This window comes from Cryobacterium shii (assembly GCF_004402595.1).
GTDB lineage: Bacteria > Actinomycetota > Actinomycetes > Actinomycetales > Microbacteriaceae > Cryobacterium > Cryobacterium shii.
In genome coordinates this window covers 24,954-40,248 of the sequence record NZ_SOFY01000047.1, presented here as the reverse complement: position 1 = coordinate 40,248, position 15,295 = coordinate 24,954, and the positions used below count along the sequence as shown (strand labels likewise).

The window sequence follows — 15,295 nt, the reverse complement described above, 5'->3', positions numbered from 1 at the left end:
AGCGGGAGCCCGAAACCGGGCTACTCGTCTGCGGGACTACTCGGACGTGACGAGCGAGAGCCGGCGAGCGAGCGACCGGGGACGCACCAGACGCACCTCGTGCAATTCTTCGCCGAGGACTTCCTGGTCCTGGTCGTGGCCGTCGGCGGCGTAGCCGTTGCGCTTGTAGAACGAGTGCGCGCGGGGGTTCACTTCGGCGACCCATAGGTAGGACGGGCCCTCGTCGACGACGGCGTCGAAGAGCTGCTGGCCGATGCCGGTGCCGTGATACGCATCGAGCAGGTAGATGAAGTAGAGCTCCTGCGGCGCCGGCTTGTCGGTGTCGCGGGCCGGGCCGCTGCCCGCGAATCCCACGATCTCGCCGTCGACGAGGGCGGCGACCTGCCGGTACTGCGGCCCCTGGGAGCTGAACCTGCGCCACATCGCGGCGAGACGGGCCGGCTGCAGCTGCTCGAGGGCGGCCGTGCTGAGCAGCTGGTCGTAGGTTTCGTGCCAGCAGGTGGCGTGCACGCGGCCGAGGCTTTCGGCGTCCGCTTCTTCGACAGGACGGATGACTGCAGTGGTGACCATGACCCGAGACTAACCCAGCGACGCGGTGCTGAATTACACCCCGGGGTCACGGCCTGATCACGCCGCAGAACGCGCGCCGGCTCCCGTCGCGGTCGCCTGCTGCCGTGGCCAACTCAGGAGATCCGCGGCGGGCAGGTGCGCAACCGGCGGATGGCCGCGTGATTCCGGGCCGAGCATCCGGCGCCGTCACGTTTCTCCTGAGTTAGCCACGAGGGGGAGGGGCGACCCTGTCGCTGAAGTGTGGCAGCACTGCTGCGGCGGGGTGCACAATCGTCTCAACTGCCACTCCGGCAACGCAAAACGGGCCGGCCTCGTGAGAGACCGGCCCGTTCAGACGGCAAGACGTGGTGCTGAGGGGTTAGCCCTGCGCGCGGCGCGGAGCCGAGCGGCGTGCGCCTCCGGTGGAACCGGCACCGCGGACGAGGCCGCCGACCTGCAGGCCGCCGGAGCGACCGGAGCCCTGAGCCGAACGACCCTGGCCGCCGCCGTTGCCCGCGGGGGNCCCTGCGCGCGGCGCGGAGCCGAGCGGCGTGCGCCTCCGGTGGAACCGGCACCGCGGACGAGGCCGCCGACCTGCAGGCCGCCGGAGCGACCGGAGCCCTGAGCCGAACGACCCTGGCCGCCGCCGTTGCCCGCGGGGGCGTGGCTGTGACCGGATGCCGCGGGGCGGCCCGAACGCTCCTGGCGCGCTCCGCCGGCCGGCGCGGCATCGCCGCCGCGTCCGCCACGGCCGTTGCCCTGGCCGCCGCGTCCGCCGCCGTCACGCTCGTCGCGGTTGACGCGCTTGCGCTGGGCGTTGGCGCCCTGCGAACGGCCGCCCTGGGACTGGCCCTGCGGCTGCTCGACGCGGGGGACCGGCTTGACGTAGGCGGCGACGTCGCCGACGAGGGCGTCCACGGCCGGGGAGCTCGCGGTCACGCGCTGCGGGGACACCTTGATGGCGGCCTTGCGGAGGAGTGCGTCGGTGTCGCGACGCTGCTCGGGGAGGACCAGGGTCACAACGTCACCGGCGCTGCCGGCGCGGGCGGTGCGGCCCGAGCGGTGCAGGTACGCCTTGTGCTCGGCCGGCGGGTCGACGTGGATGACGAGTTCGATGTCGTCGACGTGCACGCCGCGGGCCGCGACATCCGTGGCGACGAGCACCTTCACGTCGCCGGCGCTGAACGCCGCGAGGTTGCGGTCACGAGCCACCTGCGAGAGGTTGCCGTGCAGGTCGACGGAGGGGATCCCGGCGTCGGTGAGCGACTTGGCGAGCTTCTTGGCCTGGTGCTTGGTGCGCATGAAGAGGATCCGGCGGCCGGAACCGCTGGCCAGCTTCTCGACGAGCGCCTTCTTCGATTCGACGCCGTCGATCTCGAACACGTGGTGGGTCATCGCGGAGACGTGGCTGTTGGCCTCGTCGACCGAGTGCATGACCTCGTTGTGCAGGAAGCGGCGCACGATCTTGTCCACGCCGTTGTCGAGCGTGGCCGAGAACAGCAGGCGCTGGCCGCTGCTGGGCGTCTTGTCCATGATGCGCGTGACGACGGGCAGGAAGCCCAGGTCGGCCATGTGGTCGGCCTCGTCGAGCACGGTGATCTCGACGGCGTCCAGGCTGATAAAGCCCTGCTTCATCAGGTCTTCGAGGCGGCCGGGGCAGGCCACGACGATGTCGACGCCCGCCTTGAGCGCGGAGACCTGGCGGCCCTGCGAGACGCCGCCGAAGATGGTGGTCGTGTTGAGGCCGTAGGCCTCGGCCAGCGGGGTGAGTGCGTTGGTGATCTGCGTGGCCAGCTCGCGGGTCGGGGCGAGGATCAGGCCCAGCGGACGACCGGGGCGGCGCTTGCCGCCGGCGAGCTTGCCGCCAAGGCGCGACACCATGGGCAGCGCGAACGCGAGCGTCTTGCCCGAGCCGGTCTTGCCGCGGCCGAGAACGTCGCGACCGTTGAGGGTGTCGGGCAGGGTGTCGATCTGGATCGGGAAGGGGCTGTCGATACCCTGACTCGTCAGGACGGAGACGAGAGGGGCCGGCACGCCAAGCGCGCTAAAGGACGAAATTTCAGACAAAGTGGTGCCTTTCGGGCATCAGATTCCCCCGGTATCCGTTCCGCAAGGGCGGTAACTCGGAGACCAAAGAGGATTCACATGGCGAAGGTGCCGATGGGCACATCCGTTCGCCGTAAGAAGGTTTCATTCGAAAAATCCGGCCGGCCCACGAGTGGGTGGCCGCAATAAGAAGAGGGCGTTCTACGACGCAGCGAGCGCAACTACGCACTCGCAAGCCTTCAGTCTAGCGGATGCTGTCAAGCCTCCGGGTCGAACGCCCGGCTGTGCAGCTGCGCCGGGTGGCGTTCCTCACCCGGGGAGAGCTCCCCGACGGGCACCTCAGCGGTCACGATATTGCCGGCCTGGGGCAGGGGACAGGCCCACATCGGGTCGTACGCGCAGGACGGGTTGTAGGCGAAATTGAAGTCGAGGATGAGGGTGTTGTCGTCGGCGCCGGCCCCGAGGTCGGCCCCCTTCACGGTGTCGAGAAGGTAGCGGCCGCCGCCGTAGGTCCCACCCGGCTTGCCGGCCAGCCCGTCCCGGAACGGCAGGAACAGCCCGCCGCCGTAGCAGGAGAGCCGCCACAGGTCGATCGCGCCCAGGTAGGGCAGCCGCACCGAGCCGACCAGGTCGAACGGCACCTTGCCGTCCGTACCGGTGTCGACGGCGATGTGCACCGGCTGTTCCGCCCGGTGCACCTCCACCTCGAACCGCCAGTCGGGGTCGTACGCGGCGACCGGCAGCCCGGTGAAGACCGCTCGGTCGTCGGGCAGCAGAGGCGACGACGGATGTCCCGCGAACAGGTCGTCGCGACCGCTTCGCCACAGCTCGTGGCCGGCGGCCGGGTCGTGCGCGCTGATCTGGCGCACGCCGGCGTACAGCCCGAACACCCGCCGGCGCCAGTCGGCCACCTGCAGGGCGCCGAGGGTGGTGCTCACTGGGTCACGCCGGTGTCGGGGACCGAGTCGTCCGGGGCCTGCTCGGCCGGGGTCTGCTCGGCCGGGGTCTGCCCGGCCGGGGTCTGCCCGGCCGGGGTCTGCCCGGCCGGGGCCTGCCCGTCCGGGGCCTGCCCGTCCGGGGCCTGCCCGGCCGGGGCCTGCCCGGCCGAGGCCTGCCCGGCCTGCTCGGGGGACGGCTGCACATCGACGCCGAGGTCGAGCTGCCAGGTCGGCGCGAGGCGCTTCAGCTGGCGCATCCGCCACTGCCACAGGGCCCAGAACACCGGCCAGCTGGCGACGGTGAGGGCGCCGGTGCGGAAGATCAGCTGGTCGCGGAAGAGGGTCTTGCCGGTGCCGGCCGGGTCGGGGGCCACGGCCATCCGGTGGTCCCACAGCGTGACCGCGGCCAGGGCGCCGGACACGCCGCGCCCGGTGTCGCGCAGAATGCGCACCCCGTCCGGGCGGGTCGTCGCCATCGCCAGGCGGATCACCTGGTCACCCATCGGCACCAGGCCGAGCGCTGTCATGCTGACCGGGTGTTCACCCGGTTCCCAGGCCGTGGGGAAGCCGTCCGCCTCGAGGGATTCGACGCTCACCACGGGGGAGCTCACCTCCCGGAACACGGCGGGGCTCCGCAGGGCGCGCCAGGCGGCATCCGGGGAACAGTCGAGAATCTCTTTCAGAAGAACGCGCATGACCCCAGTCTGTTGTGCTTCGGCATGCAGTACAACTAAGAGGGTGGCAATTCGATACTGGCTGGGCGTCGCGTCACGCGAACACGTGCTGCGCGCCGTCTCGGTGGGGCTCGTGCAGGCCCGCCACAGCGCGCGTGCGGCGCTCGAAGACATGGGCGAGTCCGACGGGATGGTCTACTACTCGCCGAAAACCGACCTCGACGGCGACCGGCTCCGCGAGTTCACCGCCATCGGGCGCATCGCCCCGGGGCTCGTGCACCAGGGCGAGTCCGCCGCCCCCACCTCCTACCGGCCGTGGCGCCGCCGCGTCGACTACGACCCGGATGCCATCGCCACCTCGATCCGGCCGCTGCTCTCGGTGCTCGAGTTCACCCGCGACGATCCGAACTGGGGCTACCGGCTGCGGCGGGGCCTGCTGCAGCTCTCCCGGCACGACTACGACGTGATCCGGCGGCAGATGCGCCGCCTGTAACCGCCCCAGCTATCCTCGTGCCGCACTCACCCGCGCCATACTTCGCCGAGTTCGCCACTTGCGGTCGAGTTCGCCGCACACACCTGTCGAAGTCGACCGGAAGTGGCGACTTCGGCGCGGGTCGCCGGGTGTAGCCGCACGGATGCGCCGGGTCCCGCGCCTGCCTGCCGCGTTCGCTCGCACTCCGCGCGCCAGTTCGTCCCGGTCCACCTTCGCCGAGTTCGCCACTTGCGGTCGAGTTCGCCGCACACACCTGTCGAAGTCGACCGGAAGTGGCGACTTCGGCGCGGGTGGGGCGCGGGTGGGGGGCGAGTGGGCGCGAGCGGCGACGAGTGGCCACGAGGCACCGGGTGTGCGGCCGCACGGAGCCGCCGGGTGTGCGGCCGCACGGATGCGCCGACGCGGCCCGGTGCGCCGGCGATTGTCGGCGGGATCGGCGATTTTCAGAGCAGAGTGCCAGTGAGGCCGCCCTGTCGCGCCGGCATCCGTTGATTAGACTTCGAGCATGACAGGCGAGTTGTGGTGGGTGCCTTCGGCGGTCGTCTTCGGCGGGGCGGGCGCGATCGTGGTGCTGCTGGGGGCGCTTGCCCGCCGCCGCGGCCGGACGCACGCCCGGGAAGACCGCTCCCTGGCGGACGGGCGGGTGCGGGCGGCCTCCATCGCGCTGGTTCGCGCGGACGACGTGGTCCAGGCCACCGCCGACGAACTCGGTTTCGCGGAGGCGCAGTTCGGGCAGAACGCCACCCATGACTTCGCCGCGGCGCACGACGCCTCCCGCCGGCAGGTGCGCGACGCCTTCGCCCTGCAACAGAAACTCGACGACAGCGAGCCGGAGAGCGAGAGCGAACGCCGCCACTGGACCGAGCAGATCATCGTGCTCGCCGACGAGGCCACGAAGCGACTGACCGAGCAGGACCGCGACTTCTCCAGCCGCCGCGGCCTCGAACGTGACGCGCCCCACCTGCTCGATCAGCTGCGCCGGCGCCTCACCCGGGTCGCCGAGCGGGTCAAGGCCGGGGAGGCCAGCCTCAAACGGCTCGGCGCGACCTATGCCCCATCGGCCCTCGCCCCGATCAGCGGCAATGTGGTGCGTGCGCAGGCCGCCCTGGACGAGGCCAGGCTGGCCACGGATGCCGCCGCCGCGCGGCTCGACCGGGCCTCCTCCGAACCCGTGGGCGACCAGTTGCGCGAGGCCGAGCACGGTCTCTACCGCGCCGGCAAGCTCCTCGACGCGATCGAAACCGGCGAGGACCAGCTGCATATCGGCTTCGCCTCGCTGACCCGGGCCCTCGTGGATGCCGACGCCGAGCTGGCCGAGGCGCGCCGGCTGCGGGACACCCACGAGGAGACCGAGGCGCGCACCGAACTCAACCGTGTGATCGCGGTGTCCGACCGGGTGGTCGGCGAGCTCCGGCATCCGTCGCGCCTGAGCGATCCGGCGGCCGACCTGGCTCGGCTGCGGGAAGCGATCGGCGGCCTGGACGTGACCCGCTCCGAGGCCCGCAACCGCCAGTTGCGGCTGGAGAACGCCCGCGGGGCGCTGATCGGCGCGCTCCTGGCCGCCCGCAGCCAGATCAGGGTCACCCGCGACTTCATCGCCGCGCACCCCGGACGCGTCGGGTCGCCCGCCCGCACCCGCCTCGCCGAGGCGGAACGGCAGTTGAGCCTGGCCACCGCGGAGGCCGACCCGGTCGCCGCCCTGGACACCGCCCGCCGCGCGATGACCCATGCGACGGATGCCGACGCGCTCGCCCGTTTCGACACCCTGTAGCGCGCTCTGCCCGCTGCGCAACCGCGCCGTGCGCCGCGGGCCCCTGTGCCCCGGACCCGCGCGCCCCGCGCCCCGGACCCCCGGACCCCCGGACCCCCGCGCCCCGGACCCCCGCGCCCCGCTACCCTTGTGGCGTGATCAACGCCCAGCCCCAGCAGAAGTACCAGGTTCGGTTCGACGTCGGCCTGGCCGGATTCGAGGCCCTCGCCGGTGCGGCGGATGTGGTCGTGCTGGCCGACGCCCTGCCGCCCGCACCGGGTGAGGCCGGCCCCACGGTGTCGCTGGCCGCGCACCAGGTCATCACGGCGAACCTCGACACCAGTTCCCGGGTCGCCGAGTGGGTGCTCGCCCGCCAGACCGAGAAGGGCGACCGGTTCGCCGTCGCCGTGATCGCCGTGGGCGGGCGCCGCGCCGATGGCGGCGGCCGGTTCGCGGTGGAGGACTTCCTGGTCGCCGGGGCCGTGATCGACGCCCTGTCCGCGCTCGGCATCGACCACTGCTCACCCGAGGCGGCCGCCGCGTCCGCCGCGTTCTCCGGCCTCCAGCGGGCCGTGCGCCACCTCGTCACCGCCTCCGAAACCGGCCTGGCGCTCGCCGCAGACGGGCGCCAGGCCGAGGTGCAGGCCGCGCTCGCGCCAGACCTGTCGACGACGGATGCCGGAGCCGGCCGGCCGGGAATCTCCCGGGTGCGGGAATTCGCCTTCCCCGTCTGAGGTTTGCTCCAGCACGACCGGAATCCCGTCCGGAATCCCGTCCGGAACGGTCGCCTCGAATCGAAGGAGCAGCTCCCATGCAGGCAGTACTCAACGGCGTCGTAGTCGCCGAAGCACCCCAGTCCGACCTGCTCAAGATCGAGGGCACCTGGTACTTCCCGCCGACGAGCGTGAATGCGGACCTGCTCGTGAAGAGCCCGACCCGGTACACCTGCTCCTGGAAGGGCGAGTGCCAGTACTTCAGTGTCCTGGACGGCGAGACCCTGCTTCAGGACCGCGCGTTCAGCTACCCGGCCCCGCCGGCGGCCTCCTTCGCCCGGGTCGGCCAGGACTACAGCAACTACATCGCCTTCTGGAAGGAAGTCCGGGTCTCCGAGTAGCGGTCGCTGAGTAGCGGTCTCAGAGTCGCCCGTGATGCGCCGGGCGGTTGCTCGGCGGGTGGCGCGCGGCTCGAGGCTCTCGGGCTGCGGCCTTCGGTGCCGCCCCGGGTTCCAACGCACTGCCGGTGTTGGCCACCTCAGCTGCCGGTGGCGGCCGCGGCGCGTCTCCGGGCCACCGCGGTGATCTCGCGCCGGGTCCAGTTGATCAGGAACGCCCGGTCGAACCCGCGCCCGCACAGCCCACAGGCGAAGGCGCGGGTCGGCTGGCGGTAGCGGTAGTGCACGTGCCCGGCCGGGCAGGTGCCGACCCAGGGCGCGAGCTCGTCGGCGATCTCCCCGTCGTGCGTGCGCTTGCCGTCGTAGCCGAGGTTGAACGCGGTCAGTTTCCACTTCGGGCCGTGGCCGGCGCGGGGCCCCGCGAGGGCGTGTGCCACCTCGTGCAGCAGGATCTGGTGCACCTCGTCATCCTCGTAACGCGCGGCCAGGTACCGGGACACGGTGATGCGCCGGGCGGTGAAGTTGCAGAGGCCGGCCCGCTTCTTCGCGTTGTCGAACGCGAACGACCAGGTGGGGTCGAGGTGCAGGGCGATGAGGGCGTCGGCCCAGTGTCGCACTCGGTCGAGGTCGGCCATCAGGGCGCCACCCTCACCTGGTAGAGCCTGTCGTCGCCGGGGGAGGGTGTGCCGCGGCCATCCGTGTTATTACTCACGAACCACAGTGTGCCATTGGGGCCGGACACCACATCACGCAGTCGCCCGAAGCTGCCTGCGAACCAGTCGTCGACCTCGCCTGTGGAGGGAACGATGCGCCAGAGGCGCTCGCCGCGGAGAGCCGCCATGAAGAGGGTGTCGTTGACGACGGCCAGGCCGCTGGGGCTGGCCTCGCTGGTGGGCCACTGCTCGACCGGGTCGATGAAGCCGGAATCATTGGCCTGGCCGGTGCCCCTCCCCTCGACGGTGGGCCAGCCGTAGTTGCCGCCGGGAACGATGCGGTTCAGTTCGTCCCAGGTGTTCTGGCCGAACTCGCTGGCCCAGAGGGCCCCGGTGCTGTCCCAGGCGATGCCCTGCGGATTGCGGTGACCGTAGGAGTAGACGAGGGTGCCGAACGGGTTGCCGGCCGGTACGCCACCGGTCGGCGTCATGCGCAGGATCTTGCCGCCGACCGAGCTCAGGTTCTGCGCGTTGGCGGTGTTCCCGGCGTCCCCGGCGGTGGCGTAGAGCAGGCCGTCCGGTCCGAATCCGAGCCGGCCGCCGTTGTGGTTGCCGGCCTTCGGGATGCCGCGGAGCACCGGTTCCGGGTCGCCGAGGGTGTGGCTGCCCGCGGCGCCGAGGAGCGGCATCCGCACGATCTGGTTGTCGTCGGCGGTCGTGGCGTAGGCGTAGACCCAGCCGGTCCCGCCCGGTGCGGCCGAGTCGGCCAGGGCGGCGAGGCCGAGCAGGCCGCCTTCGCCCTGCGGTCGCACATCGGCGACCCGTCCGGCGTCCCGCAGGGTGCCGTCGGGCAGGAGCTCACGAACGAGCGCCGTGTCACGCTCGCTGATCAGGGTGCTCCCGTCGGGCAGGCGCAGGATCGACCACGGCGCCTCGAGCCCGGACGCGATCACGACGGGGTCCCCGACCGGGCGAACCGGCGGCACGCTGGTGCCGCTGGTGCCGCCGCTGCCGCCGGCAGGCGACCCCGTTTGCGACGGATCAGGTCGGGCCGGGGTCTCGCTGGCGCCGGAGCGCCTGACGTGCAGGCGCTGAGCAGCGGCACCGCGCCGAGCACCAGCGCCAGGCCCACGGCGATGGCGACCATCCGCCCTCGGCCGCCGGGACGCATCCGCCCGTTCATGTCCTACCTCGTTTCGCGCCGGGTGTCCTGTGCTGTCCTCTGCACGTTCCGGCATGCCCCGGATTTCGGCTGCGGGTCGGGCACCGTTCCCGTGCATAACTCCTGCAAAACCGTTCGGGGTGCCGGCGTGGGCCGCGTGATTCCGGCTTCGGCACAACTGGCGCGCACAAATTGCAGGAGTTACGTTCGGGGTGCCGGGGTGCCGGGTGCGGGTGCGGGGCGCCGGAGTCAGCTGCGCGCGGTGCCCTCGGCGATGTACGACTCGACCACGGCAACCGCGATCAGGGCGCTCTCCAGCAGTGCGGGGGTGGCGCCCGCCTTCTCCTGCAGGAACACCGCCGCCGTGAAGTCGGCCATAGCCGCCTCGAGTTCGCCCTGTTCGAAGTAGACCTTGCCCCGGTTCTCCCGGGCGGACGCGGCCACGGCGGTCCACTCGTGCGTCTCGGATTCGAGAACGCAGTGGGTCAGCTCGGCGGCCGCCTCGTCGAGCTTGCCCATGAACTGCTGCACCTGCGCACGACGGATGCGGCAGTTCGCGAGTTCTTCCCGCGACCCGGTGAACCGGGCCTGGCGCAGGGCCGTGCTGGCGATGTCCCAGGCCTCGTCGAGCCGGCCGATCAGCCGCAGCAGCGTGACCTTCTCGTTGAGGGCGGACTGGCTGCGCAGGGCCCCGAGCTCGTCGAGGCGCAGTTCGGCGGCATGGAGGTCGACTTTTTCACGCAGGGTGACGGCGTCGTAGCCAGTGATGATGGGCAGGGTGTGGTCCTGAGGCGAAGGCGGCAGCTGCCGCGGGAGGAACGTGGTCCCGTCCACACTAACCCCGGCCGGGCGAGGCCGGTCCCCGTTCAGGGGATATCCGCCCGCCAGTTGTGGCCAACTCAGGAGATACCGGCCCGGCAGCCCGCCGCGCCGCATAGAAACGGATGCCCGGAGTCGGCTCCCGCAGGATCTCCTGAGTTAGCCCCAAGCCGCCGGGAGCCCCCTGCCGAGCTAGGTCAGGCACCCGTTGAGGGGATATCCACCCGCCAGCTGTGGCTAACTCAGGAAATACCCGTTGGACAAGTTGCAGGGCCGCGCAAAGACGGATGCCCGAAGCCCGCCTCCGCGAGATCTCCTGAATTAGCCACCATGACGCCCATCACGCCCATCACGCCCATGACGCCCATCACGCCCATCACGCGCGACGAGGCGGCGGCTCAGTTGCCGACCTGGAAGACCGTGCGGCCGGGCAGCGGGGACGGGGTCGCCGTCGCATCCGTCGTCACCATGGCGGTGGCCATGAACTGCGCGAGCTCGGCGCCCTCGACCACCTTCGACGGGTGCGGCCCGCCGGCGAGCAGCCGCTGCACCCAGGTCGTGTCGATCGGCGTGTGGGCGGCCACGAAGACGATGTTGCCGAACCGGCGCCCCTTGAGCACCTGCGTCTCGGCGAGGGCGAGCACGTGGGCGAACACGGCCGACAGCGTCGCGGCCTGCGAGCGCGCGAACGGCAGTCCGGGCCCGTCGGCGGCGTTCACGACGAGCACCCCGCGCGGGCTGAGCAGGGGAGCGGCCAGCTTGTAGAACTCCCGGCTGGTGACGTGGGCCGGGGTGCGCGCCCCGGAGAAGATGTCGACGACGACCAGGTCGACCGCGCCGTGCAGCCCGGCCGGCAGCTTGGCCAGCACCTCGCGCGCGTCGCCGTGGCGCACCCGCAGGTTCGCGCGCTTGTCCCAGGGCAGCTCCGCCCGCACGAAGTCGATCAGGTCGCTCTCCAGCTCCACCACCTGCTGCCGCGAACCGGGGCGGGTGGCCTCCACATATCGCGGCAGCGTCAGCGCGCCGGCGCCGAGGTGCACGGCCGTGATCGGCTCGCCCACGTCGCCGATCAGGTCGATCACGTGGCCGATCCGCTGCACGTACTCGAAGAACAGGTCGCCGGGGTTGTCCAGGTTCACGTTCGACTGCGGGGTGCCGTCCACGATCAGGTTGAAGCTGCCCGGGGTGAACCGGTCGGGTTCGATCACGGCGTGGTGACCGCTCAGTTTCAGGGTGATCGACGGATGCTCTGCTGCAGGCCTGCTCATCCCTCCAGTTTGCGCCCTCCCCGGCCGCGGCGGGCACGGAGGTCGCCCCGCGGTGGGACCCGACTTATACCTGAGAATTTGCAGACGGTCAAGAATTCGGTGGACAACAGGGGTATAAGCCGCATACACTTGACCTTTGCGCTCCCAGACAAATTAATGCCTTCATATTGCGGTCGGCTTTGCGTGCTCAAGCCACCTTGACGCATACCTCGTTCCAGAACTTTTGAACACAGAGGGTCTGAGGAGTTCGTACTCAGTATTCATTACTGGTACTCGGTATTCATTTCTAACAGTGACTAGACCTGACGGGGTCTACGGAGGTTATTTCCTTGGCTGCTGCGCGCAACGCAACCACCAATTCACCCAAGAACGGACGCGCCGCTGGGCGTCTTTCGTTCGCGAAGATCACCGACAATCTGACTGTTCCGGACCTGCTCGCTTTGCAGACCGAGAGCTTCGATTGGCTCGTTGGCAACGACAAATGGAAACAGCGCATTGCTGAAGGCCAGGCGGCCGGTCGTCAGGACCTGCCGACCCGCACCGGCCTCGACGAGATCTTCGAAGAGATCTCCCCGATCGAGGACCTCGGCGAAACGATGCAGCTGTCGTTCACCAACCCGGAGCTCGAGCCGGAGAAGTACACCATTGACGAGTGCAAGGAAAAGGGTAAGACCTACTCCGCACCCCTCTATGTGAACGCTGAGTTCATGAACCACCTCACCGGTGAGATCAAGACCCAGACCGTGTTCATGGGTGACTTCCCGCTGATGACCCCCAAGGGCACCTTCGTGATCAACGGCACCGAGCGAGTCGTCGTCTCGCAGCTCGTCCGCTCGCCCGGCGTGTACTTCGACCGCCAGCAGGAGAAGACGTCCGACAAGGACATCTACTCCGCTCGCGTCATCCCGAGCCGCGGCGCCTGGCTCGAATTCGAGATCGACAAGCGCGACCAGGTCGGCGTTCGCATCGACCGCAAGCGCAAGCAGTCGGTGACTGTCTTCCTCAAGGCCCTCGGCCTCACGAGCGAAGAGATCCTCGAAGAGTTCAAGGGCTTCGCGTCCATCGAGCTCACCCTTGAGAAGGACAACATCCTGACCAAGGAAGAAGCCCTCAAGGACATCTACCGCAAGCTGCGTCCGGGCGAACAGGTTGCCGCCGAGGCCGCCCGCGCGCTCCTCGACAACTTCTTCTTCAACTCCAAGCGCTACGACCTGGCCAAGGTCGGTCGTTACAAGATCAACCGCAAGCTCGGCCTCGAAGCGCCGCTCGGCGACTCCGTGCTGACGCTCAAGGATATCCTGGCCACGATCAAGTACCTGGTTGCGCTGCACGACAACCAGACCACGATCGCCGGGATCCGCGACGGCAAGCCCACCGACATCCGCATCGACATCGACGACATCGACCACTTCGGTAACCGTCGCATCCGTGCCGTCGGCGAGCTCATCCAGAACCAGGTCCGCACCGGCCTGTCCCGCATGGAGCGCGTCGTTCGCGAGCGCATGACCACGCAGGACATCGAAGCGATCACCCCGCAGACCCTGATCAACGTGCGCCCCGTCGTCGCCGCGATCAAGGAGTTCTTCGGTACCTCGCAGCTGTCGCAGTTCATGGACCAGAACAACCCGCTCGCCGGACTGACGCACAAGCGTCGCCTGTCCGCGCTGGGCCCGGGTGGTCTGTCCCGTGACCGCGCCGGCGTCGAGGTGCGAGACGTTCACCCCTCGCACTACGGCCGGATGTGCCCCATTGAGACCCCGGAAGGCCCGAACATCGGCCTGATCGGTTCGCTCGCCTCGTTCGCGCGGATCAACGCCTTCGGTTTCATTGAGACCCCGTACCGCCGCGTCGTCGATGGAGTGGTCCTCAACGACCAGATCGACTACCTGACGGCCAGCGAAGAAGACGAGTTCATCGTCGCCCAGGCGAACGCGCCGCTCACCAAGGACTGGCGCTTCGCTGATGCCCGTGTTCTCGCCCGCAAGAAGGGTGGAGAGGTTGACCTCTTCCCCGCGGAAGACATCGGCTACATGGATGTTTCGCCTCGCCAGATGGTGTCCGTCGCCACCTCGCTCATCCCGTTCCTCGAGCACGACGATGCGAACCGCGCCCTCATGGGTGCCAACATGCAGCGTCAGGCCGTCCCGCTCCTGATGAGCGAGAGCCCGCTCGTCGGTACCGGCATGGAGGTCTTCGCGGCCATCGACGCCGGTGACGTGCTCACCGCCGACAAGGCCGGCGTGGTGATGGAGGTTTCGGCCGACGTCGTCACCATCCAGCTCGACGAGGGTGGAACGCAGGAGTACTACCTGCGCAAGTTCGCCCGCTCGAACCAGGGCACGAGCTACAACCACCGCGTGATCGTCACCGCCGGCGAGCGGATCGAAGTCGGCGAAGTCATCGCCGACGGCCCCGCCACCGAGAACGGCGAGCTCGCGCTCGGCAAGAACCTGCTCGTCGCGTTCATGCCGTGGGAGGGTTACAACTTCGAGGACGCGATCATCCTGAGCCAGAACCTGGTCAAGGACGACACACTCTCCTCGATTCACATCGAGGAATACGAGGTTGACGCTCGCGACACCAAGCTGGGCAAGGAAGAGATCACTCGCGACCTGCCCAACGTGTCGCCCGACCTGCTCGCCGACCTCGACGAGCGCGGCATCATCCGGATCGGTGCCGAGGTTCGCCCCGGCGACATCCTCGTCGGCAAGGTCACGCCCAAGGGCGAGACCGAGCTGTCCGCCGAGGAGCGCCTGCTGCGCGCCATCTTCAACGAGAAGAGCCGCGAAGTTCGCGACACCTCGCTGAAGGTTCCCCACGGTGAGCGCGGCACCATCATCGGTGTCAAGGTGTTCGACTCGCAGGATGGCGACGACGAGCTCGGCTCGGGCGTCAACCAGCGCGTTGCCGTCTTCATCGCGCAGAAGCGCAAGATCACCGAGGGTGACAAGCTCGCCGGCCGTCACGGCAACAAGGGTGTTATTTCCCGCATCCTGCCGATCGAGGACATGCCGTTCCTCGCCGACGGAACCCCGGTCGACATCATCCTCAACCCGCTGGGCATCCCCGGTCGAATGAACTTCGGCCAGGTCCTGGAAACCCACCTGGGCTGGATCGCCAAGCAGGGCTGGCAGGTGGAAGGCAAGCCCAAGTGGGCCGGCCGTCTGCCCGAGGCCGCTCACAGTGCAGCCCCGAACACCAAGGTCGCGACCCCGGTGTTCGACGGCGCGCTCGAGGTCGAGATCGAGGGTCTGCTGAACTCCACGACCAAGACCCGTGACGGCGACCGCCTGATCGACTCCACCGGCAAGACCCAGCTCTTCGACGGCCGCTCCGGCGAGCCGTTCCCGAACCCGGTCTCCGTGGGCTACATGTACATCCTGAAGCTCCACCACCTTGTCGATGACAAGATCCACGCCCGTTCCACCGGCCCCTACTCCATGATCACGCAGCAGCCGCTGGGTGGTAAGGCGCAGTTCGGTGGACAGCGTTTCGGTGAGATGGAGGTGTGGGCGCTCGAAGCATATGGAGCCGCTTACGCACTGCAGGAACTCCTGACGATCAAGTCTGACGATATCCTCGGCCGCGTGAAGGTCTACGAGGCCATCGTCAAGGGCGAGAACATCCAGGAGCCCGGCATCCCGGAGAGCTTCAAGGTTCTGATCAAGGAAATGCAGTCGCTGTGCCTGAACGTGGAGGTGCTGTCTTCCGACGGAACCGCCGTCAGCCTGCGCGACACGGATGACGAGGTGTTCCGCGCTGCGGAAGAACTCGGCATCAACATTTCCACCCGGTTTGAGTCGTCCTCGATCGACGACATCTAGGCCCGGCC

13 protein-coding genes are annotated in these 15,295 nt (G+C 69.4%); 5 read left to right on the top strand and 8 right to left on the bottom strand.

The window, feature by feature from the left end:
• Window positions 1-36: 36 nt before the first annotated feature.
• From E3O49_RS08835 to E3O49_RS08820, 4 genes are all read right to left on the bottom strand, one after another.
• Complete coding sequence (locus E3O49_RS08835; protein WP_134366782.1) at window positions 37-570, bottom strand: GNAT family N-acetyltransferase; 534 nt, start codon at window positions 568-570, stop codon at window positions 37-39.
• A gap of 330 nt (window positions 571-900) precedes the next feature.
• Entirely contained in the window at window positions 901-2,616 is a 1,716-nt protein-coding gene (locus tag E3O49_RS08830) for a DEAD/DEAH box helicase (RefSeq protein ID WP_134451402.1), read from the bottom strand.
• Between the two features lie 236 nt (window positions 2,617-2,852).
• Window positions 2,853-3,533, bottom strand: a complete 681-nt coding sequence (locus E3O49_RS08825; protein ID WP_134368336.1) for a DUF1684 domain-containing protein — start codon at window positions 3,531-3,533, stop codon at window positions 2,853-2,855.
• Window positions 3,530-4,228: a hypothetical protein gene (locus E3O49_RS08820; RefSeq protein WP_179954739.1), complete on the bottom strand. Its 699-nt coding sequence runs from the start codon at window positions 4,226-4,228 to the stop codon at window positions 3,530-3,532. Before E3O49_RS08820 ends, E3O49_RS08825 begins: the two co-directional genes overlap by 4 nt.
• 43 nt (window positions 4,229-4,271) lie before the next feature.
• Between E3O49_RS08820 and E3O49_RS08815 the strand changes: the two genes are divergently transcribed.
• The 4 genes from E3O49_RS08815 (at window position 4,272) to E3O49_RS08800 (ending at window position 7,564) form a co-directional block, all read left to right on the top strand.
• Entirely contained in the window at window positions 4,272-4,700 is a 429-nt protein-coding gene (locus E3O49_RS08815; protein WP_241975916.1) for an EVE domain-containing protein, read from the top strand.
• Window positions 4,701-5,205: 505 nt separating this feature from the next.
• Window positions 5,206-6,471, top strand: a complete 1,266-nt coding sequence (locus E3O49_RS08810; protein WP_134368338.1) for a hypothetical protein — start codon at window positions 5,206-5,208, stop codon at window positions 6,469-6,471.
• A gap of 134 nt (window positions 6,472-6,605) precedes the next feature.
• Window positions 6,606-7,184: a 2-phosphosulfolactate phosphatase gene (locus E3O49_RS08805; protein WP_134402685.1), complete on the top strand. Its 579-nt coding sequence runs from the start codon at window positions 6,606-6,608 to the stop codon at window positions 7,182-7,184.
• 77 nt (window positions 7,185-7,261) lie between these two features.
• Entirely contained in the window at window positions 7,262-7,564 is a 303-nt protein-coding gene (locus E3O49_RS08800) for a DUF427 domain-containing protein (RefSeq protein ID WP_134368340.1), read from the top strand.
• A 137-nt stretch (window positions 7,565-7,701) separates the two neighbouring features.
• Here E3O49_RS08800 and E3O49_RS08795 read toward each other — a convergent pair whose 3' ends face one another.
• The 4 genes from E3O49_RS08795 to E3O49_RS08780 all read right to left on the bottom strand — a co-directional run bounded on the left by E3O49_RS08795 (window position 7,702) and on the right by E3O49_RS08780 (window position 11,463).
• Complete coding sequence (locus tag E3O49_RS08795) at window positions 7,702-8,196, bottom strand: SprT-like domain-containing protein (protein WP_134368341.1); 495 nt, start codon at window positions 8,194-8,196, stop codon at window positions 7,702-7,704.
• Entirely contained in the window at window positions 8,196-9,167 is a 972-nt protein-coding gene (locus E3O49_RS08790; protein ID WP_244285276.1) for a PQQ-dependent sugar dehydrogenase, read from the bottom strand. Before E3O49_RS08790 ends, E3O49_RS08795 begins: the two co-directional genes overlap by 1 nt.
• Before the next feature lie 458 nt (window positions 9,168-9,625).
• Window positions 9,626-10,210 (bottom strand): hypothetical protein, encoded by a 585-nt coding sequence (locus tag E3O49_RS08785; protein WP_241975878.1) that lies wholly within the window; start codon window positions 10,208-10,210, stop codon window positions 9,626-9,628.
• 383 nt (window positions 10,211-10,593) lie between these two features.
• Complete coding sequence (locus E3O49_RS08780) at window positions 10,594-11,463, bottom strand: spermidine synthase (RefSeq protein ID WP_134368342.1); 870 nt, start codon at window positions 11,461-11,463, stop codon at window positions 10,594-10,596.
• Between the two features lie 329 nt (window positions 11,464-11,792).
• Between E3O49_RS08780 and rpoB the strand changes: the two genes are divergently transcribed.
• Window positions 11,793-15,287, top strand: coding sequence for a DNA-directed RNA polymerase subunit beta (rpoB, locus tag E3O49_RS08775; RefSeq protein ID WP_134368343.1), 3,495 nt, complete (start codon window positions 11,793-11,795; stop codon window positions 15,285-15,287).
• Window positions 15,288-15,295: the final 8 nt, after the last annotated feature.